The sequence below is a fragment of the Bradyrhizobium sp. NDS-1 genome (assembly GCF_032918005.1).
Classification (GTDB): Bacteria; Pseudomonadota; Alphaproteobacteria; order Rhizobiales; family Xanthobacteraceae; genus Bradyrhizobium; species Bradyrhizobium tunisiense.
The window spans coordinates 4,134,084-4,158,617 of sequence record NZ_CP136628.1 but is presented as its reverse complement, the minus strand read 5'-3'; the positions used below and the strand labels follow the sequence as shown (position 1 = coordinate 4,158,617).

Annotated in this window: 30 protein-coding genes and 1 tRNA gene; 12 read left to right on the top strand and 19 right to left on the bottom strand. The window is 63.8% G+C overall.

Going from position 1 to position 24,534, the window contains the following annotated elements:
- Nucleotides 1-85 precede the first annotated feature (85 nt).
- The 4 genes from RX330_RS19665 (at nucleotide 86) to RX330_RS19650 (ending at nucleotide 3,967) form a co-directional block, all read left to right on the top strand.
- Entirely contained in the window at nucleotides 86-694 is a 609-nt protein-coding gene (locus RX330_RS19665) for a TRAP transporter small permease (protein WP_317243935.1), read from the top strand.
- On the top strand, nucleotides 694-1,959 hold the full coding sequence (locus RX330_RS19660) for a TRAP transporter large permease (protein ID WP_317239477.1): 1,266 nt from the start codon (nucleotides 694-696) through the stop codon (nucleotides 1,957-1,959). The genes RX330_RS19665 and RX330_RS19660 overlap by 1 nt, the downstream gene beginning before the upstream one ends.
- Nucleotides 1,960-1,983: 24 nt before the next feature.
- Nucleotides 1,984-2,967, top strand: a complete 984-nt coding sequence (locus tag RX330_RS19655; RefSeq protein ID WP_212085089.1) for a TRAP transporter substrate-binding protein — start codon at nucleotides 1,984-1,986, stop codon at nucleotides 2,965-2,967.
- Between the two features lie 73 nt (nucleotides 2,968-3,040).
- Nucleotides 3,041-3,967: a dihydrodipicolinate synthase family protein gene (locus RX330_RS19650; protein WP_317239476.1), complete on the top strand. Its 927-nt coding sequence runs from the start codon at nucleotides 3,041-3,043 to the stop codon at nucleotides 3,965-3,967.
- A 122-nt stretch (nucleotides 3,968-4,089) separates the two neighbouring features.
- Here RX330_RS19650 and RX330_RS19645 read toward each other — a convergent pair whose 3' ends face one another.
- The 4 genes from RX330_RS19645 to RX330_RS19630 are packed head-to-tail and all read right to left on the bottom strand — an operon-like array spanning nucleotide 4,090 to nucleotide 9,812.
- Entirely contained in the window at nucleotides 4,090-5,001 is a 912-nt protein-coding gene (locus tag RX330_RS19645; RefSeq protein ID WP_317239475.1) for a hydroxymethylglutaryl-CoA lyase, read from the bottom strand.
- 1 nt (nucleotide 5,002) lies between these two features.
- Nucleotides 5,003-7,006 carry an acetyl/propionyl/methylcrotonyl-CoA carboxylase subunit alpha gene (locus RX330_RS19640; RefSeq protein WP_317239474.1) on the bottom strand — a complete coding sequence of 668 codons (2,004 nt, stop codon included), beginning with the start codon at nucleotides 7,004-7,006 and terminating at the stop codon, nucleotides 5,003-5,005.
- A 4-nt stretch (nucleotides 7,007-7,010) separates the two neighbouring features.
- Complete coding sequence (locus tag RX330_RS19635; RefSeq protein ID WP_317239473.1) at nucleotides 7,011-8,615, bottom strand: carboxyl transferase domain-containing protein; 1,605 nt, start codon at nucleotides 8,613-8,615, stop codon at nucleotides 7,011-7,013.
- Nucleotides 8,616-8,639: 24 nt separating this feature from the next.
- Entirely contained in the window at nucleotides 8,640-9,812 is a 1,173-nt protein-coding gene (locus tag RX330_RS19630) for an isovaleryl-CoA dehydrogenase (RefSeq protein ID WP_375847778.1), read from the bottom strand.
- A 111-nt stretch (nucleotides 9,813-9,923) separates the two neighbouring features.
- Here RX330_RS19630 and RX330_RS19625 point away from each other — a divergent pair, with 111 nt between their 5' ends.
- The gene (locus RX330_RS19625; protein ID WP_317239472.1) at nucleotides 9,924-10,952 is read left to right on the top strand and encodes an AraC family transcriptional regulator; all 1,029 of its coding nucleotides are present in this window, start codon (nucleotides 9,924-9,926) and stop codon (nucleotides 10,950-10,952) included.
- A 42-nt stretch (nucleotides 10,953-10,994) separates the two neighbouring features.
- Here RX330_RS19625 and RX330_RS19620 read toward each other — a convergent pair whose 3' ends face one another.
- On the bottom strand, nucleotides 10,995-11,489 hold the full coding sequence (locus tag RX330_RS19620; protein ID WP_317239471.1) for an Lrp/AsnC family transcriptional regulator: 495 nt from the start codon (nucleotides 11,487-11,489) through the stop codon (nucleotides 10,995-10,997).
- Nucleotides 11,490-11,819: 330 nt separating this feature from the next.
- Nucleotides 11,820-12,125 (bottom strand): ETC complex I subunit, encoded by a 306-nt coding sequence (locus RX330_RS19615; RefSeq protein ID WP_212085072.1) that lies wholly within the window; start codon nucleotides 12,123-12,125, stop codon nucleotides 11,820-11,822.
- Between the two features lie 254 nt (nucleotides 12,126-12,379).
- Between RX330_RS19615 and RX330_RS19610 the strand changes: the two genes are divergently transcribed.
- Both RX330_RS19610 and RX330_RS19605 read left to right on the top strand, forming a co-directional pair.
- Nucleotides 12,380-13,546: an OpgC domain-containing protein gene (locus RX330_RS19610; protein ID WP_212085069.1), complete on the top strand. Its 1,167-nt coding sequence runs from the start codon at nucleotides 12,380-12,382 to the stop codon at nucleotides 13,544-13,546.
- Nucleotides 13,547-13,818: 272 nt separating this feature from the next.
- Entirely contained in the window at nucleotides 13,819-14,127 is a 309-nt protein-coding gene (locus RX330_RS19605; protein ID WP_249153258.1) for a translational machinery protein, read from the top strand.
- A gap of 79 nt (nucleotides 14,128-14,206) precedes the next feature.
- On the opposite strand, the gene RX330_RS19600 is transcribed toward RX330_RS19605, so the two are convergent.
- From RX330_RS19600 to RX330_RS19580, 5 genes are all read right to left on the bottom strand, one after another.
- Nucleotides 14,207-14,401: a hypothetical protein gene (locus tag RX330_RS19600; RefSeq protein WP_317239470.1), complete on the bottom strand. Its 195-nt coding sequence runs from the start codon at nucleotides 14,399-14,401 to the stop codon at nucleotides 14,207-14,209.
- Between the two features lie 732 nt (nucleotides 14,402-15,133).
- Nucleotides 15,134-15,210: transfer RNA gene (locus RX330_RS19595), tRNA-Pro, on the bottom strand.
- Nucleotides 15,211-15,306: 96 nt separating this feature from the next.
- The gene (locus tag RX330_RS19590) at nucleotides 15,307-15,792 is read right to left on the bottom strand and encodes a DUF192 domain-containing protein (protein ID WP_212085059.1); all 486 of its coding nucleotides are present in this window, start codon (nucleotides 15,790-15,792) and stop codon (nucleotides 15,307-15,309) included.
- 133 nt (nucleotides 15,793-15,925) lie between these two features.
- Nucleotides 15,926-16,588 (bottom strand): cold-shock protein, encoded by a 663-nt coding sequence (locus RX330_RS19585; RefSeq protein ID WP_246922528.1) that lies wholly within the window; start codon nucleotides 16,586-16,588, stop codon nucleotides 15,926-15,928.
- 198 nt (nucleotides 16,589-16,786) lie between these two features.
- A complete protein-coding gene (locus tag RX330_RS19580) occupies nucleotides 16,787-17,548 on the bottom strand; it encodes a Sir2 family NAD-dependent protein deacetylase (protein WP_317239469.1) in 762 nt (253 codons plus the stop codon).
- Between the two features lie 242 nt (nucleotides 17,549-17,790).
- Here RX330_RS19580 and RX330_RS19575 point away from each other — a divergent pair, with 242 nt between their 5' ends.
- Nucleotides 17,791-17,955 carry a hypothetical protein gene (locus RX330_RS19575; protein ID WP_162832225.1) on the top strand — a complete coding sequence of 55 codons (165 nt, stop codon included), beginning with the start codon at nucleotides 17,791-17,793 and terminating at the stop codon, nucleotides 17,953-17,955.
- Between the two features lie 67 nt (nucleotides 17,956-18,022).
- Here the strand turns inward: RX330_RS19575 and RX330_RS19570 are convergent, their stop codons facing one another.
- The gene (locus RX330_RS19570) at nucleotides 18,023-18,316 is read right to left on the bottom strand and encodes a hypothetical protein (RefSeq protein ID WP_317239468.1); all 294 of its coding nucleotides are present in this window, start codon (nucleotides 18,314-18,316) and stop codon (nucleotides 18,023-18,025) included.
- A gap of 264 nt (nucleotides 18,317-18,580) precedes the next feature.
- On the opposite strand from RX330_RS19570, the gene RX330_RS19565 reads away from it, so the two are divergent.
- Both RX330_RS19565 and RX330_RS19560 read left to right on the top strand, forming a co-directional pair.
- The gene (locus RX330_RS19565; protein WP_249153257.1) at nucleotides 18,581-18,829 is read left to right on the top strand and encodes a hypothetical protein; all 249 of its coding nucleotides are present in this window, start codon (nucleotides 18,581-18,583) and stop codon (nucleotides 18,827-18,829) included.
- A 77-nt stretch (nucleotides 18,830-18,906) separates the two neighbouring features.
- Entirely contained in the window at nucleotides 18,907-19,032 is a 126-nt protein-coding gene (locus RX330_RS19560) for a hypothetical protein (protein ID WP_317239467.1), read from the top strand.
- A gap of 12 nt (nucleotides 19,033-19,044) precedes the next feature.
- On the opposite strand, the gene RX330_RS19555 is transcribed toward RX330_RS19560, so the two are convergent.
- The 3 genes from RX330_RS19555 to RX330_RS19545 all read right to left on the bottom strand — a co-directional run bounded on the left by RX330_RS19555 (nucleotide 19,045) and on the right by RX330_RS19545 (nucleotide 20,609).
- On the bottom strand, nucleotides 19,045-19,242 hold the full coding sequence (locus RX330_RS19555; RefSeq protein ID WP_317239466.1) for a hypothetical protein: 198 nt from the start codon (nucleotides 19,240-19,242) through the stop codon (nucleotides 19,045-19,047).
- Nucleotides 19,243-19,847: 605 nt separating this feature from the next.
- The gene (locus tag RX330_RS19550) at nucleotides 19,848-19,985 is read right to left on the bottom strand and encodes a hypothetical protein (RefSeq protein WP_212085046.1); all 138 of its coding nucleotides are present in this window, start codon (nucleotides 19,983-19,985) and stop codon (nucleotides 19,848-19,850) included.
- A 327-nt stretch (nucleotides 19,986-20,312) separates the two neighbouring features.
- The gene (locus RX330_RS19545; RefSeq protein WP_018323108.1) at nucleotides 20,313-20,609 is read right to left on the bottom strand and encodes an HU family DNA-binding protein; all 297 of its coding nucleotides are present in this window, start codon (nucleotides 20,607-20,609) and stop codon (nucleotides 20,313-20,315) included.
- 351 nt (nucleotides 20,610-20,960) lie between these two features.
- Here RX330_RS19545 and RX330_RS19540 point away from each other — a divergent pair, with 351 nt between their 5' ends.
- Both RX330_RS19540 and RX330_RS19535 read left to right on the top strand, forming a co-directional pair.
- Nucleotides 20,961-21,449 carry a hypothetical protein gene (locus tag RX330_RS19540; protein WP_317239465.1) on the top strand — a complete coding sequence of 163 codons (489 nt, stop codon included), beginning with the start codon at nucleotides 20,961-20,963 and terminating at the stop codon, nucleotides 21,447-21,449.
- 112 nt (nucleotides 21,450-21,561) lie between these two features.
- A complete protein-coding gene (locus RX330_RS19535) occupies nucleotides 21,562-21,864 on the top strand; it encodes a hypothetical protein (protein ID WP_212085042.1) in 303 nt (100 codons plus the stop codon).
- 65 nt (nucleotides 21,865-21,929) lie between these two features.
- Here RX330_RS19535 and RX330_RS19530 read toward each other — a convergent pair whose 3' ends face one another.
- The 4 genes from RX330_RS19530 to RX330_RS19515 form a co-directional block, all read right to left on the bottom strand.
- Nucleotides 21,930-22,310, bottom strand: a complete 381-nt coding sequence (locus RX330_RS19530) for a hypothetical protein (RefSeq protein ID WP_317239464.1) — start codon at nucleotides 22,308-22,310, stop codon at nucleotides 21,930-21,932.
- Nucleotides 22,311-22,322: 12 nt separating this feature from the next.
- Entirely contained in the window at nucleotides 22,323-22,475 is a 153-nt protein-coding gene (locus RX330_RS19525; protein WP_212085038.1) for a hypothetical protein, read from the bottom strand.
- Between the two features lie 313 nt (nucleotides 22,476-22,788).
- On the bottom strand, nucleotides 22,789-24,051 hold the full coding sequence (locus RX330_RS19520) for a DUF1236 domain-containing protein (RefSeq protein WP_317239463.1): 1,263 nt from the start codon (nucleotides 24,049-24,051) through the stop codon (nucleotides 22,789-22,791).
- 92 nt (nucleotides 24,052-24,143) lie between these two features.
- The gene (locus RX330_RS19515) at nucleotides 24,144-24,527 is read right to left on the bottom strand and encodes a GrlR family regulatory protein (RefSeq protein ID WP_317239462.1); all 384 of its coding nucleotides are present in this window, start codon (nucleotides 24,525-24,527) and stop codon (nucleotides 24,144-24,146) included.
- Nucleotides 24,528-24,534: the final 7 nt, after the last annotated feature.

Genomic DNA, 24,534 nt, shown 5'->3' with positions numbered 1-24,534 from the left:
TGACTCCCAAAATGTATAAATTATACATTTGGCAATCGCACGACAAATCTTTCGTGGGTTGGGGCCTTTCATGATCGAGCAGACGATGCCGGCCACGCGCGCGCTTAGCGTCCGACGTACGATCGTCCGGATCTCGAGCGCCCTGCTCGCCGTCGAGCGCGTGGCGCTGATAGGCCTGATGTATCTGCTCACCGGCCTGATCCTGGTGAACGTCGTCACCCGCTACTCGCGTTTCCCGATTTATTGGATCGACGAATCCGCAGTCTATTGCGTGGTCTGGTTGACCTTCATCGGGGCGTCCGCGATGACGCGCCTGCGGCTCGATTTCGCAGTGACCATGCTGACGGAGCGTCTTTCGCCGCAGCGCCAGAAGTTCGCCAAGGTGATCTCGACCGGCCTCGTCGTCGTGTTCGGCGTCGCGTTGATCGTCACCTGCGTGCTGTGGATGGACCCGATCGGACTGGCCCGCGCCGGCTTCGACGGACGCAGGCTCGCGGCCGAAACCTTCAATTTTCTCTACACCGAACGCACTCAGACGCTGAACTGGCCGACCTGGGTGCTCTATCTGACGCTGCCGATCTTCGCGGTGTCGATGACCATTCACGGTCTCGCCAATCTCCTGGAAGATCTCGGGCTGGTCCCGCGCACGCCACTGACGGGCTTTCAGCTCTCCGAGCTGGACGGGGTCAACTGATGGTCACGTCCGCGGCCTTCATGGCATTCATGCTGGTCGGCGTGCCGATCGGGCTTTGCCTGTGCCTCGCCGGCCTCGTCTATATCGCGGCTTCCGGCAACCCGGTGCTGTTCCAGTCCTATCCGCTCCAGCTGTTCGGCGGCGTCGACAGCTACGGCCTGATCGCCATCCCGCTCTTCATCCTGATCGGCGAGATCATGAACGGCGGCGGCATCACGCGCCGTATCGTCGACATGGCGATGGCCTTCGTCGGCTCGCTCAAGGGCGGGCTCGCCTACGTCAATATCCTCGCCAACATGTTCATCTCCTCGATTCTGGGATCAGCAACCGCGCAGGTCGCGATCATGGCCCAGATCATGGTGCCGGAGATGGAGAAGAAGGGTTATGACAAGACTTTCGCAGCCGGGCTGACCGCCTATGGCGGCATGCTCGGCCCGATCATCCCGCCTTCGGTGATGTTTGTGGTCTACAGCGTGCTGGCGCAGGTCTCGGTCAGCGACATGCTGATCGCCGGCATCGTGCCCGGCATCATCCTCACCGTGATGTTCTGCCTCGTCATCGCGCTGATGGGCTACGTCTACAACTATCCCCGCGCGGACTATCAGACGCCGCGCCAGCGCGTCATGACGATCCTGCGGACGTCACCGACGCTGCTGATCCCGATCGTCATCGTCGGCACCATTCTCGGCGGTCTCGCCAATGCGACCGAATCCGCGGCCGTCGGCGCCGTCGCCGCCGCGCTGGTCGGAAAGTTCTGGACCAGGGAATTCGAGTTCTCCCAGTTGCCGCAGATGATGCTGCGCAGCGCCATCTATTCGGCGATCGTGCTGTTTCTGGTGGCGGCCGCGGCGGTGTTCTCCTGGGTCCTGATCTTCGGCAAGGTGCCGCAGGAGACCGCCGCCTGGATCCAGACGGTCGCCAAGGATCCGGTCAGCTTCATGCTGATCTGCAACGTGATCCTGCTGGTCATCGGCACCGTGATCGACGGCATTCCCGGCCTGATCATGACCGTGCCGATCCTGCTGCCGGTCGCGACTGAGGTCTATCACATCGATCCCAGGCATTTCGGCGTGGTGGTGGTGATCAATCTGGTGCTCGGTCTGCTGTCGCCGCCGGTCGGGCTCTGCTTCTTCGTCGCGGCCGCCGTCACCGGCGCCAAGCCCGGCAAGATGTTCATGGTGACGCTGCCGTTCTTCGTCATCTCCTGCGTCCTCCTCGTGCTGCTCTCACTCTATCCGTCGCTCTCTCTGATCCTCGTCAAATAGACCCATCTAGAAGGAAGCCCGACCATGCCGCTCTCACGCCGCCGCTTTCTCGCCGCCAGTGCCGCCGCATCGGTGTTCGCGCCGTCGCTGGCGCTCGCCCAGGCCAAGGAATTCCGCCTCGGCCTGATCACGCCGAACGGTCATTCCTGGAACAAGGCCGCGCTCAAATTCGGCGACGATCTCAAGGCGGCCTCCAATGGCCGCCTGACATTAACCGTGTTTCACTCCGGCCAGCTCGGCAACGAAACCGCGATGATGCAGCAATTGCAGTCGGGCGCGCTCGACATGGGTTTCATCCAGGCCGCCGAGCTCGGCTCGCGCGTGCCGCATATCGCCGCGATCAACGCGCCCTACATTGTCCGCTCGACGCCGTCCGTGGCGAAGTTCGTGCGGCATCCGGCGGCGGTGAAGCTGTTCGAAGTACTGCCGCAGGAGACCGGCACGATCGGGCTCGGCTGGGGTATCACAGGCATGCGCGCGGTGTTCTCCTCAAAGGATCTGAATACGCTGGCCGACATCAAGGGCATGAAGCTCCGGATCAACCCGACGCCGGTCTATCGCGATTTCTATTCCTCGCTGGGCGCAGCGCCCACCCCGATCCCGACGCCGCAGGTGTTCGACGCGATGGCCAACGGCCAGGTCGATGGCCTCGAGGCCGATCTCGAATTTTCCTGGAACCAGCGCTTCGACAAGGTGTCGAAGGTGATCCTGCAGATGAACGCCGTCTTCATGCCGATGGCAGCCGTCGTATCGGGCCGGGTCTGGCAGTCGCTGCCGCCCGCCGACCGCGAGCTGATCACCAAGCTGGTGAAGTCGACACTGGACGCGCAGATCGACGAGCTTGCCGGCAACGAGCCGGCACTGATCGAGAACTTCAAGAAGGCGCCGATCCCGATCCGCCAGGTCGACGCCAAGGATACCGAGGCCGTCATTGCCGAGTTCGACAAGATCTGGCTGCCCAAGGCCCCCGTCCTCGCCGAGCTGCGCAAGGTCGGCGCGACGCTCTGATTCCATCCATCCCCTCACGTCCAATGCCGGCGGATTGAACGATCCGCCGGCACAATTCCAATCGGAGCAAACAATGAGCCCACGCATTTCCTGGGAAGGCGTCTTCCCGGCTGTCACCACCCAGTTCAACGACGACCTGTCCCTCAATATCGACGCAACCGCCAAGGTGATGGACGGGTTGATCCGCGACGGCGTCTCCGGCCTGATCGTCTGCGGCTCGGTCGGCGAGAACACCTCGCTGGAGCGCAAGGAGAAGATCGCGATCATGGAGACCGCGAAGTCGGTCGCAGCGGGCCGCGTGCCCGTGCTGTGCGGCATCGCCGAATTCACCACGGCCTTTGCGGTCGAGACGGCCAAGGAAGCCGCGCGTGTCGGCATTGACGGCGTGATGGTGATGCCGGCTTTGGTCTATTCGTCGAAGCCGCACGAGACCGCTGCGCATTTCCGTGCCGTCGCCAGCGCAACAGACCTGCCGGTGATGCTCTACAACAATCCGCCCATCTACAAGAACGATGTCACCCCGGACATCCTGGTCTCGCTCGCCGACGTCGACACCGTCGTCTGCTTCAAGGATTCCTCCGGCGATACCCGCCGTTTCATCGACACCCGCAACATGGTCGGCGACCGCTTCGTGCTGTTCGCGGGGCTCGACGACGTCATCGTCGAGAGCGTCGCGATGGGGGCCGTGGGCTGGGTCTCGGGCATGTCGAACGCTTTTCCGCGCGAGGGCGAAACGCTGTTCCGTCTGGCCAGGGCCGGGCGCTTTGCCGAGGCCATGCCGCTCTACGAATGGTTCATGCCGCTGTTGCATCTCGATGCGCGGCCGGACCTCGTCCAGTGCATCAAGCTGTGCGAGCACATCATGGGCCGCGGCACCGCGCTGACCCGCCCGCCGCGCCTCGCGTTGCTGCCGCAGGAGAAGGCCGAGGTCGAGGCGATGATGGCCAAGGCGCTCAAGAACCGGCCGCGCCTGCCGGATGTGGGGCTGAAGGCGGCCTAAGCGCAGGTCTCGGTGGGCAAAGCGAAGCGCGCCCACCACCTGTCTCGATCATGGAAAGATGGTGGGCGCGGCGCTTTGCGCCTTTGCCCACCCTACGGCACCTGAAGGCGGCGCTAGCGACCCTACGAAGCAGCCCGCTTCTTCTTCGCATTCAGCGCAGACGTCACACGGCTGACCGGCGGCTTGCCCAGCACGCCGCTCATCTCGTTCGTGGCCGCCAGCAGCTTCTCCATGTCGATGCCCGTCCTGACGCCCATGCCTTCGAGCATGTAGACGACATCCTCCGTGGCGACGTTGCCCGTTGCTCCCGGCGCATAGGGACAGCCGCCGAGGCCGCCGGCGGCAGCGTCGACGACGCGCACGCCCTCCTCCATCCCCGCATAGAGGTTGGCGAGCGCCTGGCCGTAGGTGTCGTGGAAATGCATCGCGAGCTTGGCTGAGGGAACGTTGGCGGCTACCGCGCGCAGCATCTCCTTGGCCTTGGCTGGCGTGCCGACGCCGATGGTGTCGCCGAGCGAGATCTCGTAGCAGCCCAGTTCAAACAGCGTGCTCGCCAGGTCGGCCACCGCCTTCGGCTTGATCTCGCCGTCGAACGGGCAGCCCAGCACGCAGGAAATATAGCCGCGCACCTTGACGCCCTCGGCCTTGGCGCGCGCGAGCACCGGCTTGAACCGCTCGATGGACTCCGCGACGGTGCAGTTGATGTTGGCCCGCGAAAATCCCTCCGAAGCGGCGGCAAACACCGAGACGACTTGCGCGCCGGCAGCACGCGCGGCGTCATAACCCTTCTCGTTCGGCACCAGCACGTGGAATTCGGCGCCGGACAGGTGGCTCACGCCTCGCAGCACGGCGTCGGAGCTTGCCATTTGCGGGATCGCCTTGGGCGAGACGAAGGCGCCGACCTCGACAGTGTTCAGGCCGGCCGCGACCAGCGCCTCGATGAAGGCAATGTGGGCCTCGACGCTGACGGGCGTTTTCTCGTTCTGAAGCCCGTCACGCGGCCCCATTTCAATGATGCGAACCTGGTCGCTCATGTCACTCTCCCGCCGGCTCGACCACGGCGAGTTCGACACCCTCCTGCACGATGTCGCCGACCTTGCACTTGATGGATTTCAGCACGCCGGCATAGGGCGCGCGCAGCGTCTGTTCCATCTTCATCACTTCGAGCGTCAGGATCGGCGCGCCCTTCTCGAGCGTTGCGCCCTCCTCGGCCAATACGGCGACCACCGTTCCCGGCAGCGGCGCTGCGATCTTGTCCTCGCCGGTCTGCTCCTCGCTCTCGCCGCCGAACGGATCGACCCAGTGCAGGTCGAAGCGGCCGTTGCGCGTGCGCAAGTAGAGCTCGTGGCCGTTGATCACGGCCGCGACGGAGGACTTGACGCCATCCAGCGTCAGGTCGAAACCGCCGTCCTTCGGCGCGATTGCAAACGCCAGCTCGCGCTCGCCGATCACCAGCGTAGACGGCCCGCTGCCGTAGTTCAGGATGATCTTCTGCTCGGGCCCGTGGCCGACGCGGAAGGCAAAGCTGCGCTGGCGCCGGCCGACCGGCTGCCAGCCGAACGTCTGCCAGGGCGAATTCGCCTGGGCCCGTGCGGCCTGCTGCTCGTCGTTGACGACGGCGGCCACGGCGGCGCAGAGCTCGAGCTCCCCGGGCGCCGGCGAGGCGGACGTCAGCACCGCCAGCTCGCGCTCGATGAACCCGGTGTCGATCGCATTCGTCCGCACCTTCGGATGCGTCATCAGCGCCGACAGGAACGGGATGTTGGTGACGATGCCGCGGACGTCGGACTCCTCCAGCCCGCGGTTCAGCCGCTCGATCGCGACATCCCGCGTCGGCGCCCAGGCGATCATCTTTGCCAGCATGGCGTCGTAATAGGGTGAGACGCTGTCGCCCTCGCGGTAGCCGGCGTCGATGCGGAGGCCCCCGGTTTCCTCCGGCAGCCGCCAGGTGGAAATCCGGCCGACCGACGGCATGAAGTTCTTGGTCGGGTTTTCCGCGTAGATGCGCGCCTCGACGGCATGGCCGTTGAGCCTGATCTCGTCCTGCTTCAGCGGCAGTGCCTCGCCGAAGGCGACGCGCAACTGCCATTCGACCAGATCGATGCCTGATATCAGCTCGGTCACGGGATGCTCGACCTGCAGACGGGTGTTCATCTCGATGAAGAACACGTCTTTGCCGTCGGACACGAACTCGATCGTGCCGGCGCCGACATAGTTCACCGCGCCCGCCGCCTTTCGCGCCGCCGCACAGACGGTCTCGCGCTGTGCAGGATTGAGCGTCGGCGACGGCGCCTCCTCGATCACCTTCTGGTGCCGCCGCTGCAACGTGCATTCGCGCTCGAACAGGGACAAGAGATTGCCGTGGCTGTCGCCGATCACCTGCACCTCGATATGCCGGGGATTGTCGACATACTTCTCGATCAGCATGCGGTCGTCGCCGAACGCGGCCTTTGCCTCCCGCTTGGCACTGACGATTGCGGGACCGAGTTCGTCCGCCGAGCGCACGATCCGCATGCCGCGGCCGCCGCCGCCCGCGGACGCCTTCACCAGGATCGGGAAGCCGACCTTCTCGGCCGCCTTCGCCAGCGTTGCATCGTCCTGCGCCTCGCCGTGATAGCCGGGCACCAGCGGCACGCCGGCCTTCTCCATCAGCGCCTTGGAGCCGGACTTCGAACCCATCGCATTCATCATCCCGGAGGTCGGGCCGACAAAGACGAGGCCCGCATCGAAGCAAGCCCCCGCGAACTCGGCATTTTCCGACAGGAAGCCGTAGCCCGGATGCACGGCCTCCGCGCCGGTCTTGCGCGCGGCCTCGATCAGCCGCTCGACATTGAGATAGCTGTCCCGGGCGCGCGCTGGCCCGAGCAGCACGGCCTCGTCGGCGAGCGCGACATGCATCGCGTCGCGGTCGGCCTCGGAATAGACTGCGACCGTGCGCAGGCCCATCGCGCGGGCGGTGCGGATGACGCGGCAGGCGATCTCGCCGCGGTTCGCGATGAGGAGCGTGCGAAAACGCCGGTAGAGCTTTGAGCGGTCCATCGCATCACATCCTGAACAGGCCGAATTTCGTCGGCTCGATCGGCGCATTCGACGCCGCCGAGAGGCCGAGGCCGAGCACGAGGCGCGTATCGGCCGGGTCGATCACGCCGTCGTCCCAGAGGCGCGCGGTCGCGTAATATGGGTGCCCCTGGCTCTCATATTGCGCGCGGATGGGCTCGCGGAATTTATCTTCCTCGTCCTTCGACCAGCTGTCGCCCTTGGCCTCGATATTGTCACGCCGGACCTGGCTCAGCACCATCGAGGCCTGCTCGCCGCCCATCACCGAGATGCGCGCATTCGGCCACATCCAGAGGAAGCGCGGTGAATAGGCACGGCCGCACATGCCGTAATTGCCGGCGCCATAGGAGCCGCCGATCACGACGGTGAATTTCGGCACCGAGGCGGTCGCGACCGCCGTCACCAGCTTGGCGCCGTCGCGCGCGATGCCGCCGGCCTCGTACTTCTTGCCGACCATGAAGCCGGTGATGTTCTGCAGGAACACCAGGGGAATGCCGCGCTGGCAGCACAGCTCGATGAAATGCGCACCTTTCAGCGAACTCTCACTGAAGAGAATGCCGTTGTTGGCGATGATGCCGACTGGATAGCCCCAGATATGGGCGAAGCCGCACACCAGCGTCGTGCCGTAGAGTTTCTTGAATTCGTCGAATTCGGAACCATCAACCACGCGCGCGATGATGTCGCGCACGTCGAACGGCTTTCTGCCGTCGACCGGCACCACGCCGTAGATCTCCTCCGCCGCAAACAGCGGCTCGCGCGGTGGATGCATGTTGAGGTTCGGCCGCGCCGGCGGTTTCAACGTGCCGACGATGCGCCGCGCGATTCCGATCGCATGGGCATCGTTCTGGGCGTAATGGTCGGTCACGCCGGACTGCCGCGAATGCACGTCGGCGCCACCGAGCTCCTCGGCGCTGACCACCTCGCCGGTCGCCGCCTTCACCAGCGGCGGGCCGCCGAGGAAGATGGTGCCCTGGTTGCGCACGATGATGCTCTCGTCCGACATCGCGGGCACATAGGCGCCGCCGGCCGTGCAGGAGCCCATCACGATCGCGATCTGCGGAATGCCCTGTGACGACATCTGCGCCTGGTTATAGAAGATGCGGCCGAAATGCCGCTCGTCCGGAAAGATCTCGTCCTGCAGCGGCAGGAAGGCGCCGCCGGAATCGACCATGTAGACGCAAGGAAGATTGTTCTGCCGCGCGACGTCCTGCGCCCGTAGATGCTTCTTCACGGTCATCGGGTAGTAAGTGCCGCCCTTGATGGTGGCGTCATTGGCGACGATCACGCATTCGCGTCCCGCAATGCGCCCGACGCCGGTGACGACGCTCGCCGAATGCACGTCGCCGCCATAGAGGCCATACGCCGCGAGCGGCGACAGCTCCAGGAACGAGGTTCCGGGATCGACCAGCAGATCGACGCGCTGGCGGGCCAGCATCTTGCCGCGCGCGGTGTGGCGGTTGCGCGAGACCTCGCCGCCCCCGCCGGCGACCTGACTGAGCTTCTCGCGCAGGTCCGCGACGAGGGTGCGCATAGCCTCTGAATTGCGCGCAAAGTCTGATGATGACGGATCGATGCTGGAATGGAGCGGCATGATGATTCCAATGAAGTGAAGGTTCTAAGCCGTCTCGGCCATCAGTTCGCGACCGATCAGCATGCGGCGGACCTCCGAGGTGCCCGCACCGATCTCGTAGAGTTTTGCGTCACGCCAGAGACGCCCCACGGGGAATTCGCTGGTGTAGCCAACCCCGCCGAGCGCCTGGATCGCCTCGCCCGCCATCCAGGTTGCCTTCTCCGCGGAATAGAGAATCGCAGCAGCCGCATCCTTGCGCAAGCTGCGCGCGTGATCGGCACGGTCGCAAGCGCGGCCCACCGCATAGACATAGGCGCGCGTCGCCTGCCAGGTCGCATACATGTCGGCAAGCTTGCCCTGCATCAGCTGGAAGTCGCCGATCGGCTGACCGAACTGCTTGCGCTCGTGCATGTAGGGTACGACCGCGTCCATGCAGGCCGCCATGATGCCAAGCGGCCCACCCGAGAGCACTGCGCGCTCATAGTCGAGGCCGGACATCAGCACCTTGACGCCCTCGCCCACTTTGCCCATCACGTTCTCCTCCGGCACCTCGCACTCGTCGAAGAACAAGGGATAGGTGTTGGATCCGCGCATGCCGAGCTTGTCGAGATGCTGGCCGTGGGTGAAGCCCTTAAATCCCTTCTCGACGAGGAACGCGGTCATGCCGCGCGGGCCGGCCTCCGGATCGGTCTTGGCGTAGACCACCAGCACGTCGGCGTCGCCGCCATTGGTGATCCACATCTTCGAGCCGTTGAGCACATAGCGGTCGCCGCGCTTGTCGGCGCGCAGCTTCATCGAGACGACGTCGGAGCCGGCACCCGGCTCGGACATCGCGAGCGCGCCGACATATTCGCCGGAGATCAGCTTCGGCAAATAGCGCTGGCGCTGTGCGTCGTTGCCGTTGCGGCGGATCTGGTTGACGCAGAGGTTGGAATGCGCGCCGTAGGACAGCCCGACCGCGGCCGAGCCGCGCGAAATCTCCTCCATGGCGACGATATGGGCGAGATAGCCCATGCTGGAGCCGCCATACTGCTCCGGCGCGGTCATGCCAAGCAGGCCGAGCTCGCCGAAGCGCTTCCAAAGGTCCGCGGGAAACAGATTGGCCTTCTCGATCTCAGCCGCGCGCGGAGTGATCTCCGCCTCCACGAAGGCGCGAAGCGTGTCGCGCAGCATGCCGATGTCTTCGCCAAGATCGAAGTCGATGCTCGGGATGTTCAAGGCGATTCCTCCGTATTTTGGGCTCTGAACCTAGCGGTATCGCGGCCCTCGTGCGGTCGAAAAGGTTGCATTTTCCGCCAAACTTGGCGAGGATTTTCCGGAGGAGTTCCGATGACTTTTCAAGCCGCCACCGCGACCTCGCGCCGCGCCGTGACTCCCGCCGCCTTCGTCCGCGGCGTGGTTGCGGCTTATGCGCGCTACGGCCGCGACCCGGCCGAGGCGTTAAGCCGGGGTCAGGTAGCGCCAGACCTTGTCAATTCTCCGGACGGGCGGGTCACCGCCGCCCAGTTCGAGGCCCTGGCGGGCCATGCCATGCGCGAGCTGGATGACGAGGCGCTCGGCTGGTTCTCGCGGCGGCTGCCTTGGGGCTCCTATGGCATGCTGTGCCGCGCCTCGATCACGGCGCCGACGCTGGAGGTCGCGCTCAAGCGCTGGTGCCGCCATCACCGCCTGCTCACCGAGGACGTGCAACTTGATCTCGAGGTTGGCGACGAGACTGCCGTGGTGTCCATCCGGGAGCTGCACGATCTCGGAGCCTTACGCGAATTCTGCCTCGTCACCCTGCTTCGCTACGTGCTCGGCTTCTCCTGTTGGGCGGTGGATTCCGCGATCGCGCTCCGCGCGGCGGAATTCCCTTATCCAGAGCCCGGTCATGTCTCGGTCTACCCGACCATCTTTTGCCGCAACATCCGCTTCGACGCCGCCCGCGCCCGCATCGTCTTCGACAAGCATTATCTCTCGCTGCCGCTCACGCGCAGCGCAGCCGATCTCGACAACATGCTCAAGGGCGCGCTCAGGCTGACCGTGCTGCCCTATCGCCGCGACCGCCTGCTGGTCGAGCGTGTCCGCCGCGTGCTCCGCAATGCGCGGGGACGCAGCCTCGGCGCCGAGGACGTCGCGAGCGAGCTTGCGCTCTCCACCCGCACCATGCATCGGCGCCTGCGCGAGGAAGCAACCTCATTGCGCGATCTCAAGGAAGAAGCAAAGTTCGAGCTCGCCAAGCAGGAGCTGATGCGTGGCCGCGCCCCGATCAAACGTATCGCGGAGATCGCAGGCTTTCGCAACGAGAAGAGCTTTTCGCGCGCCTTCCGCAGCTGGACCGGAGCAAGCCCGCGCGAATTCCGCGGCCGGTACCGGTGAGGCGCGCAACGGCGCGCCGGGCCATCGTCTACAGCGTTGTGCCTATCCTGCCGAAGCGCCCCGCGGACTCTCCTGCAACGGCAGCGGCACATCCTTGGCGACCCCCAACACCGGGAAGCTGCGAACGTTCTTCACATCGGGCATTGCTGCGAAATGCAGCAGTTGCTGGCGCATGCTCTCGACGTTCGGCGCCACGCATTTGAGGAGATAGTCGGTGTCGCCTGAAATCCGCCAGCACTGCTGGATGCGCGGGATCGCAGCGATCGAGTTCTCGAACGCCTCGAGCACCGGCTGGGCTTGGCTGCCGAGTTGGATCGAGACGAACGACACCACCTCATAGCCAAGCAGCCGTTCGTCGATGACCGCGCGCACCGCGCGGATCACGCCGCGACTGAACAGCGATTTGAGGCGCCGCAGGCAGTTGGGCGCGGACACACCGACGCGCAGCGCCAGCTCGTTGTTGCGCACCCGTCCGTCCTGCTGCAGCTCGGATAAGATCTTCAGATCGACGCCGTCGAGCTGATCCCGCCCCACCATACCCCACCTCGTTATGGTCGTGTCATGCGGGGCAGCGAAGCACGGGGCGGAATGGGTGCCAACCACCTTGGGCTTCCTCGGGGCTGCAAGAGCGTGGCGGGAAGTTTGCCTGGGGCCCGCCTGCGGCAGGCTCTCAGGATCAGGCCACGTTTCGGGGCGCAGACCGTCATGGTGAGGAGCCGGCCAAAGCGGGCGTCTCCGGACGATGCTTTGCGTCGCCGGGTGACCCATGCAGGCCGAGTTCGCGTCCCCGAAAAAGGGTATGCCCGGGACGATCCCGGGCACAACGGTTCACGATGACCTCAACGGGCGGCCTGGCCGCCCGCGCCCTCAATGCGTCCAGGGCTCGCCGCGGCGGAATGAGAAATTATCGGCGTAGGCGACCGGCCGGCGGATCGAATCCTGCGGCTCGATCACCTGGTAGGCGATGCCCTTACGCTCGCAATAAGCGATCGCCTCTTCCTTGGAGTGAAAGCGCAGCGTGATCTGCTGCTTCATGTCGCCGGACGAGGTCCAGCCCATCAGGGGCTCGACCGAACGCGGCTGCTCCGGCTCGTAGTCGAGCTGCCATTCCCTGGTCTTGGAGCGTCCGGATTGCATCGCGTTCTTGGCGGGCTTGAAAATCCGTGCGGTCATTTGCGGTCCGGCCTCTTCGTCTTTATCGTTCGATTTCGATGCGTCACGGTAGCAGTTGGTGGAAACCTCAGGGATAGTATAGAGACACCAATTGGGAACTGATCGGTGATTCCGGCCCCCGGCACCCTCGCCAACGGTATAGTCATTATGCTGCACCGTGACAATTGCGTACCCGCCTTCCGCGCCGGGGCCCCGCCCGGCGGCACTCCTTCGCTGACGTCAGTGTAAACCGCCCCTCCGAGAGCTCCCGTCGCATGGCCTTCCTGAACATCAATGCCACGCTCCCTGACAAGGGCCGTGACCTCAGGCTCGACCTGTTTCGCGGCGTCGCGAATTGGGCGATCTTCCTCGACCACATTCCCGACAACGTCGTGAATTGGATCACGACGCGCAATTACGGCTTTTCCGACGCCGCCGACCTGTTCGTCTTCATCTCCGGCTACACCGCCTCCTTCGTCTATGCGCGGATGATGCTGGACCGTGGCTTCATCGTCGGCGCCACCCGGCTGACCAAGCGGGTTTGGCAGCTCTACGTCGCCCACATCATCCTGTTCGTGATCTATATCGCCTCGATCAGCTATCTGGCGCTGCGCTTCGGCGATTCCGAGATGATCAACGAGTTCAACGTCGCCGGCCTGGTCGACAACGCCACCGAGACGCTGCGCCAGGGGCTGTTCCTGCGCTTCAAGCCGCTCAATCTCGACGTGCTGCCGCTCTACATCGTGCTGATGGGACTGTTTCCGCCGGTGCTGTGGTTCATGCTGCGCAAGCCCGATCTCACGATGATGCTGTCGATCGTGCTGTGGCTGGCCGCGCGTCACTTCGGCTGGAATCTGAACGCCTATCCGGCCGGTCAGTGGTACTTCAACCCGTATTGCTGGCAGGTGCTGTTCGTGTTCGGAGCCTGGTGCGCGATGGGCGGCGCACGCCGCTCGATGACGCTGATCAACGCGCCGATCACGCTCTACCTCTGCGTTGGCTATCTCCTGTTCGCGCTGGTCATGACCATGGCCGGCCGCTTCCCGACCTTCGGCGGTATGTTCCCCGAGTGGCTGTTCTCGGCCTTCAATCCGAACGACAAGACCAACCTCGCACCCTATCGCTTCATCCACTTCGTCGTGATCGTGATTCTCGTGATCCGCTTCGTGCCGAAGGAATGGCCGGGCCTGGAGTGGAAGGTGTTCGATCCGTTGATCGTCTGCGGCCAGCAGTCGCTCGCCGTGTTCTGCGTCGGCGTGTTCCTGTCCTTCGTCGGCCATTTCGAGCTGTCGATGAGCTCGGGCTCGCTGCTCGCGCAGATCTTCGTCAGCGTCGCCGGCATCGCGATCATGACCACGGTAGCCTATTACATCTCGTGGTCGAAGAAGCAGGACAAGCCGCTGAAGCCGCCGCCTCCCAAGCCCGCGGCGAAGGCGGCCTGAGCCGGGAACGCTGCCGTTCGGAGCGCACCGTTCGCGGAACGCTGCGCTCGGTCGCCCCGCCGGATCGGGCCGAGATCGATTGACCTGGGTCAACCAGGGATGACGCCGACCGGCATAATGTCGTCGCGACACGCATCGCCGCATCGACGTCGGCGGCCTCCCCTCGGACAAGGCCCAAGCACATGCCCTCTCATTTTCATGCCGTGATATGGATCGACCATTCGCAGGCCAGGATCTTCCATCTCGGCCTGAGCGGCTCCGACGAAATCACGTTGCACCCGCAACTGCCGACGCGTCATCTTCATCACAAGGCCAACGTCGTCGGCAGCGGCCACGCAGCTCCCGACAAGGCGTTCTACGCTGACGTGAGCAAAGCCCTCGCCGATGCCGGCGAGATCCTCATCATCGGCCCGGCGAGCGCAAAGACGGAGCTTGCCAGCCACATTCGCGCGAACGCTCCCGATATCGGCAAACGGATTGCTGCGGTGGAACCGGCCGATCACCCTTCGGACGCCGAAATCGTCGCCTATGCGAAACGTCACTTCAAACTGCCGCTGCCGCGCGTGCAGGCGCCGGGATAGGCCGGGCAACGGCCCTCGGCCGAACGGGTTCAGCATTAACGCAAGGGGCGATGACGGCTCACTACGGGCCTATCGCGCTTCAGGCCGCTTCCTCGCCGTCGAACTCGGTGAATTTCCTGTAGATCCAATCGCGACCATCATGACGGCGCCAGACCTTGCCGATCACGAGTTGTCCGTTGATCGAGCGGCGGGGCACGATCACCGTCCAGAGGTGCCAGATCTCGCTCCAGCTCGATTGCGGACCGGTGGCTTTGAAGTTGCGATCGAAAGACATGGCGCAAGACTCACAGGATACGCGCGCTGCGACGAACTGTGACCTCGTGTGAGCACGAATTGCAGGCAGCCCATCGCGGGTCGAGCCCGATCTCATAACGATGGCCAAAGCGGCCGCAACACCCGCTCATCCTTAACCTAACCGGTCAACCTTACTTCTCATGGGCTTCGGGCCTGAACCGGTTGAAAGAGAGCGTCGAGTTTCTTAGAATGTTCGTGATTTGAGATGGCTGCGCCGACTTGGGCGCGTCGCAATTCGATTGAGCTGACGTCAGATTTCGTAATGAATTTCGAGACGATTCGTCGGGACGACCAAAATGAATCTGCAATGCGCACACCTGCGCCTGGCGCTGCGAATGGCGCTGGTCGCAAGGACGCCGGCGCAAGAGCCGCCGCAGGCCGCCAACGATAACCAGATGGTCTGGCCGTTCGTGCCGTTTCCACCGGACTGGCACGCTTCAGGTTGCTCGGTCGCATCTGACAAATGACGGCCGAAAAAGCGCAACGCCGCGCAAGCGGAATATTATCGCTTGGCGGCGTCCGTTAGACATTGGGCGCTGAAATCCCCAACACACATTTGTCTATGGCGACGGCCAAAGGTTCGATCGGACGCCGCCGATTCTATCCCGGCCGGCCGACCCAATTCGTTGAAACATCGCGCGGAAGTCGAGAAACGAGGTCAAGAACCGCGTGTCAATTCGCGAGGACAATCGTCCTGAGATGACGTCGGGACTGGTCGGGGCAGCTGGATTCGAACCAACGACCTGCAGTACCCAAAACTGCCGCGCTACCAGGCTGCGCTATACCCCGAATGTCCGGCGAGCCCCGTCGATACACGCTTCCAAAGGCGCCAGCAAGCTTACAAACTGGCGCCGGCAAGGCTGACGACACCCTTCGCAGCCCGCCCTATTTGCTGCCGAACAGCGGGTGGCCGACGCGGTCGCCGACACGGATGCCGTATTTCTGCGCCGTTCCCGCCACCACCTCCAGCACGGCCCGGGCGGGCCCCCGGGACGAGACGATCTTGGTCGACATCGGCTCGGTGTTTTCGGCAATGCGCAGGATGCGGCCGTCGGCGCGGATGAAGATCATGTCGAGCGAGACATAGGTATTCTTCATCCACATCGAGATTTCCTGCTCGGGATTGAAGTCGAACAGCATACCTTTGCCATCCGCCAATTCCTTGCGGTACATCAGGCCGGTCTCCTTCTCCTCTGCGGTCGTCGCCATTTCCACCGAGAACACCTGCACGCCGTTCTTGGTGACGATCTCCAGCGGCTGGAAGCTGGCGGCGTCGGCGGGCGCGCTGGCGACGGCAAAGCCGGCGATGACGAGGATGGCGGCAAGCCAGCCCTTCAGAGCGGACCAGACGGCCTTGCGATCAGAATTCATGGGAGCACTCGAGGCGTGGGACTGGATCAGTCCTTACGCGGCGATCGCCAGAAAAGCCAGAGGCGCGCCGGCCAGCCGGCGCGCCTCTATTGCTCACGATTGCGGGACCTTGCGCCGCAAGATGTGGCGCCCCCTAGTGCGACTGCAAGCCCGGCGATCCGGTCTCGGGATGGATCTCGGCCGCCATCATGCCCTTGGAGCCGGGCCCGAAGCGGACCAGGACATACTGGCCGGGCCTGAGCTCGGTCATGCCGAAGCGGCGCAGCGTCTCCATGTGCACGAAGATATCGGGCGTGCCCTCGCCGCAGGTCAGGAAGCCGAAGCCGCGCAGCCGGTTGAACCATTTGACCTGGGCCCGCTCCAGCCCGCTGGTCGCGGTGACCGTGACATGGGTGCGCGGCGGCAGCATCTGCGCCGGATGGATCGCCGTCGACTCGTCCATCGAGACCACGCGAAACGCCTGGTAACCCTTGGCGCGCTGGATGCACTCGACGACGATGCGGGCGCCTTCATAGGCGGTCTGGAAACCGTCGCGCCTAAGCACGGTAACGTGCAGGAGCACGTCCGGCCAGCCGTTGTCGGGAACGATGAAGCCGTAGCCTTTGGAAGCGTCGAACCACTTGATGACGCCATGGACTTCGACGAGATTGGCGCTGGCCTCGCCCAACCCGCTGAAGGGACTGAGCGCGCTGTCGCGACCGGCGCTGCCGTGTTCGCCCGGCGCGATCCGCCCGGACGATACCCCTTGCCCGGGAACCCCGAGCTTCTTGGACTCAAATCCGTCCGACGACCCCATAACCCCGGACCCCACACTGCCATGCAACCCGCCATATCGGCGGCGCCCGAATCACGCGTCTTAAGAGAATGTTCTCAATTCGACGCGACGCGAATCTTTCGACTCAAAAGATAACACTCCCGGTTGCGAGGCATAGACAAAAAAGAGATTCGCCGGAACCTATGAACAGCTTGCACAGCCGCGAATCAAACTCCTGCCTCAATTTCCAACAAAGGGCCCGAGTGTGTCGCCGATGTCGTGGTGGATGACGAGGTCGGCGATACCGTCCTGTTCGGTCGGCTCGCGATTGATGATCACCAGACGCGCACCGGCGTTCTTCGCCATCATCGGAAAGCCCGCCGCCGGCCACACCACGAGCGAGGAACCGATCGCGATGAAGAGGTCGCAGGCGCGCGACAGCACGCTCGCGCGCTGCATTTCTTCATCCGGCATCATCTGGCCGAAAGAGATCGTGGCGGTCTTCACCGGCTCCGCGCAGGCCGTGCAGTTGGGCGCGGCGCCGTCGTCGTCGAAGCGATGCTTCACCCAGTCGAGCGGATAGGCCTGTCCGCATCCGATGCAGCGCGCATAGGTGGTGTTGCCGTGAAGCTCGATCACGTGCTCGCCGGCGAAGCCCGAGGCCTGATGCAGATTGTCGATGTTCTGGGTGATGACGGCGGGAACCTTGCCGGCGCGGTAGAGCGATGCCAGCGCGCGATGGCCGCGGCCGGGCTTCGCCGCCGCGAACACCTCCTCCATCGCAAATCGCCGGCGCCAGGATTCGTCCCGCGCTGACTGGCTCGCGACGAATTCGTCGAACGGGATCGGGCGGTTGCGCGTCCAAATTCCGCCCGGCGAGCGGAAGTCGGGAATGCCGCACTCCGTCGAAATGCCGGCGCCGGTGAACGGCACGATGGTCCTGGCCTCCGCGATCATCCCGCCGAGGCGCTCAACGCCACTTTGAAGATCCGATGCGATCAATCGCAGCCTCCCGATCCGGGTTTGTCCTGCAGCAACCATGCGCAAGCGGCAAGATTGCTGACGCTCTTATCAAGCGCCAACACGACGCACTCGGCAATTTTTTCCGGCCTTCGCATATCACAATCCTGCAATGCCTCCTCCCCATTGACGCCCCATTCGGAAGCATCAATGGATGTGTGAATGCGACTCAAGATGATGCGGCGGCAGTGCTTGAGCTCAGTAGTAAACCCGAGGGGATGGTCATGACCGAAGACGAAGAACGCAAAGCCCGTGAGCGCGATGAGATCGCCGCCCGTGTTGCCGCCTTCCGTGCCACGCAGGAAAAATTCAAGCGTGAGCGCGAAGAGTATTTCGTGTCGACGCTGGAGAATGCCCGAAAGGTCGAACGGCCCTCGCTGTGGCCGTAATTCACGTCTGATCAATGCGCACGAAAAAAGCCCGGAGCATTGCTCCGGGCTTTTCGCTTGTTAGTCGTTACCAATGGCGCCAGTGGTGATGGTGCCGGTAGTAGGGTCCGCCGCCATAGTAGGCGACGGGGCCGGCCCCGTAATAGTAGCCCGGCCCGTCATAATAGCCGTAGCGGGGACCGTAATAGCCGTACGGGTGCGATGCTGCGACCGCGCCCGCGGTGATCGCGCCGGCGGCGAGGCCGAATGCGAGGCCCGGGCCGATACCACCGCGCCCGCGCGCCTCGGCAGGCGCCGGGGCTGCGACCGCGGCAACGCCGACGGCTGCGACGGTGGCCAGGACTGCCAGTGTCTTCTTCATGCTCTCCTCCTTCGCGTCTTGCAAAGATAACTAGATGCGCCTGCGATGGTTGCGCGCAGGAGTGCGGAACCGCCGCAGCAAAAAAGGGCGCTGAGAGCCGGAACCAAATCGCCGGGAGCGCATTGCCTTTTCAAGTGCGGGAGCCTCCGCCATCCGGGTTGAGGCAACAGCACGAAGCCCCGTCAGCATCTCGGCGATGCTGGCGGGGTTTTAAGTTTCACGGGAGCAGATGGCAGCACACGACGATTGCTGCCAGCGGGGCGAATGACCGAGGAGGAAAGTTTGCCCTTATCTGCATTGCTGGCCCGTATACGCAAGCTGGTTCCCAGATCCGACGATCAGCATTACGACGAGATCGTTCGCAGCTTCGGGGTGGGCGCACTGCGCCCGCCGGCGACGCCGATGAGCGACCGCGAGCTGGCACGGGCGATCGCCGAGTTCCTCAAAGAGCAGCCCTCGAGCAAATCCGTTGCGACCCTCGGACGCCGGCTCGATCCCTCCTCCCCGATCTAGGTTCCTTCGCGGGAGCAGGGAACCAGGATTGCGCGCGGACGTTGAGTTGTTCCTCAGGCAGACCGGAAGAGGCCGATATGCCCGCGTGGCTCGAAGTCTTGCTCAACCTGTCCGGCTATGCCGGCTTCGTGGCGCTTGCCTCGCGCGGCACCACTTTCTCGCAGGTGCCGACCGACGATCGCATTTGCGGCGACAAGCGCTGATCGGCGCGCCGTCTAGTTGGCTTGCGCCGGCTGGCCCGCCGTGCGCACCAGCCGGTCGGCCTTGACCGCAACGCGCGTGTCCTCGACCTGCGGCCGCAGCGAGAAGCTGACCACCACGAAAGCGAGGCAGAACAGCGTGCCGACGATGGCGACACGCCGGTAGGTGTGCCGGTCGCCTTGGTAAAAGGACGGCTCTGAAAAAGGTGTCATGACAAAAATGGCTTCTTGGCAAAGTCGTATCTTGTTCGTCTTTGCCAGACACCTATCCCAAGCAGCGGCAAGCGCAACGCGATTGGGGTTTTAACCTAACCGAATAGGGTTATCTGCTTCCGCGCAAACGTTCGTTAGGAGTTTGCCGAACGCGCGTCCGATCGCGGCGGGCCAGGCCCGTGACGACCCGGTCACGTCAGGAGATGAAGCGCCGCATCGCGCCGGCAGGCGCAACATGTTCTGCATCCGACTCCATTTCGTTCTCGAAGAACGAATCGGAGTCGGAGAAAACGGCGCGGAGCGATTCCTAACGATCGATGAAGGCGCGCGGCGCAACGTCGTCAGCGGTCGTCGGCGCGATCTCCGGTGAGAGGAATCTCGAGACGACCGCGAAAACGATGACGATCTCGCGGCAAGGTTCGCATCGAAAGCTCTTGGCGGAGATCGCAATCATGGGCTGGGCGCAGCGCGGGCATGTCATGCAGGCCGAACGCTGCTGGCACATGTTCGTTCCTGAGCCATCACAGGCGAACGTTCGCGGGCGACCCGCGAAACCTGCCAAGGCGAGCTGGGCGTGGTCGCGCCCCGCTGCAAAAGCTGCCCGATCAAGCCGCCCGCTTCGCGTTAGTCTTCTGCGAGAAGCATTCCAGGATTTGAATGCGGAGCTCTTCTGCAGCCGGACCCTCGAGCTTCCTCAGCTCGTTCCAGAGTCTGATCACTTCGCGCTGCTTTTCGACGGTCATGAGTCACCTCCAAGGTCTAACCTAAGGCGGCCCACTAGAACAAAATAGGAACAAAAAGTCCAGCCCCTTACTGGCGATTTCCCCCAGGCATGCAGCATTTGGGCATGGCGCATTGAACCTTTTCGGCGCCGCGCGGACCCATGGGAGCTGGGGATTTCAGCGCCCAGTCTTATGGCAGCGCCGCGGTAGACGAATATATTCCGTCATCGCGGCGCTGTTGCCTTTTGTATTTTCAACTTTAATTAGGCCTACGGCTGGCGGCCAGGCGCTGAAATCCCAACGCCGTCAGCCAGAAGAGCCCCGTGCGAAAGCGCGGGGTTTTTCTTTTCAGACGGCGTCCTTGGCCACCTTCAGCGGCGAGGCCTTGACCGACTTGCTCGCGGGCTTGGCCGCAAACTGCATCGGCTCCTTGGTGAAGGGATTTACGCCCATGCGGGCTTCGGTCGCCGGCTTGTTCACGACGGACATTTTCACGAAGCCCGGAATGACGAACTCGCCGGACTCGTTGAGCTCCTTGTAGCCGACGGTGGCCATGTACTCGATCACAGACTTCACGTCGTTCTTCGAAAGCTGCGTGCCCTCGGCAATTGCATCAATCAATTGAGTCTTCGTCATCTTCGCCATGTCTGAATTCCTTTTGTGCGCGCGAGCAACTCTGCTGTGGACGCGGCTCGAAGCGCGGGAGGCGCGCTGCTGATTTCATGCCAGAGGTCATGAAGTGACGGGGCTTAGACCCCATCGAGGCCGAAAACGCAAGCAGGGGTTCTGCGGAGTTCCCTGCTTCCTGTGCAAGATACCGCAGGGCATACTGCCTGCCTTTTTGAACCATTCGGCGGCTGGCGCGTCTTATCATTGAAGTCCCCAAGCTTCACCCCACCAGAAGGCCCCGCTTCCCCCAGGCGGGGTTTTCGCTTTTGGGGCATGGCCAAACGCCCCGGCTGATATAATGGTCTGAAGTTCTCTCGCGGGGTGCTCATGAAGGTCGCTATCGTCGTTGCAGGTTTGATCGTTGTCGTTGTCGCAGCCCTCGTCGCGATCCAGCCGGCCTTCCTGAAGCCTGCGTCCCTCGCCCTCGTGAAAAAGTCCGATATCTTCGGCTTCTCGCCCGGGATGACGTTCGAGGAGACCAGCAAGCTCGTCAGTCAACGCCACTATCTCTGCCGCCAGAGCCGCGGCTCCCACACCCTCGAATGCGACATCAACGGCGCCAAGGTCACGGTCGACAGCGACGAGGCCGACGCCAGGCACCCGATCCGGCGCGTCAATGCGACGGTGAACAATCCGGGGTCGCAGGAAGCTGCCGTCAAATCGATCTCCGACCAGTTCAACGCGCAAGCCATCAAGGACCGTGAGGGATGGACATGGATCGTCGGCCGCGGGCTCAAGCTGAGCTATGACGGCCTTGCCTTGACTCTCGTGGACGAGGCCGCAGAGGCCCGGCGCAACGAGGCCCCAAAGCGCTAGCGCGTGACGTCACCTCGGCGTGAAACTTGTGGCTCGGCTTGCATTGTTGACACTTCAGTAACCTAACGCCGCCAATCTCGGCTCAGTATCGTTGCGTTGGAGTATCCTGACAGTGCTGGATTTTAACGAACTGCGTGAACTCGCGGCGGATGTTCGCGTTTTTGTCGACGTCGCCGAGGACAAGGCCGAAGCGCTCAGAGCCGTGATCGCGGCCTATGACGTGGTGCTGGCGATCTTCCCCGCCGATGAGGGCATGGGCCTTCACGTCATCAAGGGCAGCCAGATCCTGGACACGATCGCAAAGTCGCGCAGCCATGCGATCTACAGCCACACCGCCATCGCGGTCCCCGACCTGCAGCACGCCCAGGCGCTCAAGCTGCTGACGGCCCCGGTCGAACAACGGATTGCGGCGTAAGCTCAACGCGCTCCAAGAGAATGTGCGCCGCGGTTCTCCTCGCGACGACGCGGCACGTGTCCGCTCTAGTCCCGGAGCCGGTTGACGATCTGGAGCGGAATCCAGGATCCCAGCACGATGAGAAGCGCAACGGCTGCGACCACGGCATACTTCAGGGGATGCTGCGACGAGGCGAGCGATCCTTCGAGGTGAAGGTACGGGAGCCCGCTGTCCATCGCCATTCCGACCAGGGCAATCGCAACCAGAGCGCCAAAAGCGCAGACAAGAACATTGACGATCCATCCGATCGTCCCGCGCCTGTTCAACCAGGCCTCGTAGATCGCGACCGCCAGTATCACGACGACGAAGACCAGCATGAAGGTCATGGAGCCGCCGACGCTCGACGTCGGGCCGAAGATCTCCAGCAGCAGCATCACAGCTACGGCAAGCAATGTGATCGTCTTCACGACGCTCCCTCCTCAGTGCTCCAGCAATAGGACGGCAGCGCCGATCACGATACAGCCGAGGCCAAAGACTGCCGTCGCGATTTCGACGGCGTCTTCCAGGCGCAAGAACCTGACGACGGCGCTCCATGCGGCAGACAGAACAATATCCACGATCTCGCTGAGCAAGACTTGACGCATAAGGATTGGTCGCGCCGTCGTCGACGGGGTTCAACCGCCGCGACTGTGGCTGGTCCCGCGCTGGAGCCGCCGTTGTTGTTGGCACCGGCGCGTTAAGTAGCTCCCGCTCCCTGCTTACGGACTGTCCCCGGCTTTCCCGCTCTCACCAATCGAGACCTGTTCAGGAAGTACTTGCGGTTGCCGGTCGCGGCTTCGGCGTACGGGTCGATGGCCACGATGTTGGCCTGGACGTGAACATAGCACCGCCCTTCCGCGTGTGGGCATCCGGGCGGTGCGCTGTCGTTTCGGCGTGGTCCTTCGGCTAGCGCGCCTGCGGCTCGAGCGTCACCGTGCAGTCGGCCTGCCCTTGCGTTGCGACCACGATATTGCCCGCGGGAGCGCCGAGTGCGATCGGGGCGGACGAGCCGCCGCCGGGCATCTGGACGATCACGCTGAGGGAATCCGTGCGTGCGGTCGAGCCCACGGTTGAGGGTTCCGCCTGTGCGACATTGCCGGAGGCATCTCGCCGCATGATCTGGCAGTTAACGGGGCTTGCCCCGGTCGCCGCCATGCTCTGGCTCTGGCCGGCGCCACCGCCCATCTGCGCGCGGGCCCGCGACGGATCGCGAGGCACCTGGCTGACGATGCGATGCGAGCGCGGCTCGACGATGATGACCTCGTCCTCCGTCGCGAAATATTCATAGTCCCGATAGGCAGGCTCGATCGAGACGATCTCGGGCGGAAGCCGATGGAGACGCACGCGCGGGGGAATCGTCTCGCCGACCCGGATCGAAATGTTCAGATTTCGCTCCGGCTGAGCGAGGCGTGCACGGCTCACCGTTTCGGAGATCCGCACCTGCTTCTCGGACGTCACCTGGGTCTGCTGATTGACCTGCGTGTTGGTCTGCGTCGTCTGATTGGCTTGATTGGTCTGCGTGGTAGAGGTGCCAGGAGCGGTCTGCGCATTGTTGGTCGGAGCCGCCCGGTTAGTGTCCGTCGCGGTAGCCGGCCGGTCGTTTTGCTGCGCGGGCGGCTGCTGCTCGGCGGCATTGCGCGGCGGCTGGGCCTGGTTACGCCCGTTCTGGTTGGCCGTAGCTCCGGTCCGCTCGTTCTGCTGGCCAGCCGGGCCCGCCTTGGACTTCTCGGACTCGGCCGTCGATTTTTGCGGGGCTGACTTGTCCTGCTTCGTGTCAGCGCTGCTCTTGCTGTCGCGTCCCGGTTTCGCGCTCTCCGCCTCACGGTTGCGATCGCGCGCAGGCTCACGGGATTCTTGTGCCTGATCCCCGGCCTTCGGCTGGTTACGCTCGGCAGAACTGGCAGGCTGACGCTTGTCGTCATTCGCCTGCTGCTTGGCCGCGCCGCCGCCCTTGTCCTCGCGGCCCGCGCCCTGCAGTCGCTCCTGGGCACCTTGTGTACGCTCTTGAACCCGTTCTTGGGCGCCGCCACGCTGCGGCGCAGCGCCTTTCGCCGGCTCCTCGGTCCGTCTCGGCTCGTCTCTGCGCTCACCGGGCCCTTGGGCATAGGCAATGCCGGACGCAAGCATGAGCCCGATGGCCGCGGTCGATAACATCAAGTGTTGACGCATGGTCCCTCTCCTCGACAATTCGCAACAACAGACGCGAACGTTCTGTGGGTGCGAAGGTTCCTGAGCAGGAACGAGGGCCGATCACGCGGGACTTACATCGCGTCCTTGAGTGTGAGGCGGGCCGTGAATGTCACGGTGGTTTTGCCGACCAGCGCCATGCCTTCGACTTCGGCGCCACCGGCGGAATAGTCACCCGAGAAACCGCAGGTGACCTCCCGGCCGCCGAATGCGAGCGTCCTGCCGACGGCTTCGGTGTGCTGATTGACGATCATGTCGCCCCGCCACTTGCCGTTCCGGAACGTGTAGCTCCCCGTGTAGTAGAAGAAGCTGTCGCCGCCCATGATGTGGCCATCGCTGAGCACGACCACGCCTCTGGCCTGCCCGCGCTTGCCGTCACGCATCTCGATGTCGAAGATGTAGAGGCCGTTGACGACCCCGGCCTCTCCGCCCGCTTCTGCCCCATCCCCGGCCGACATCCGATCA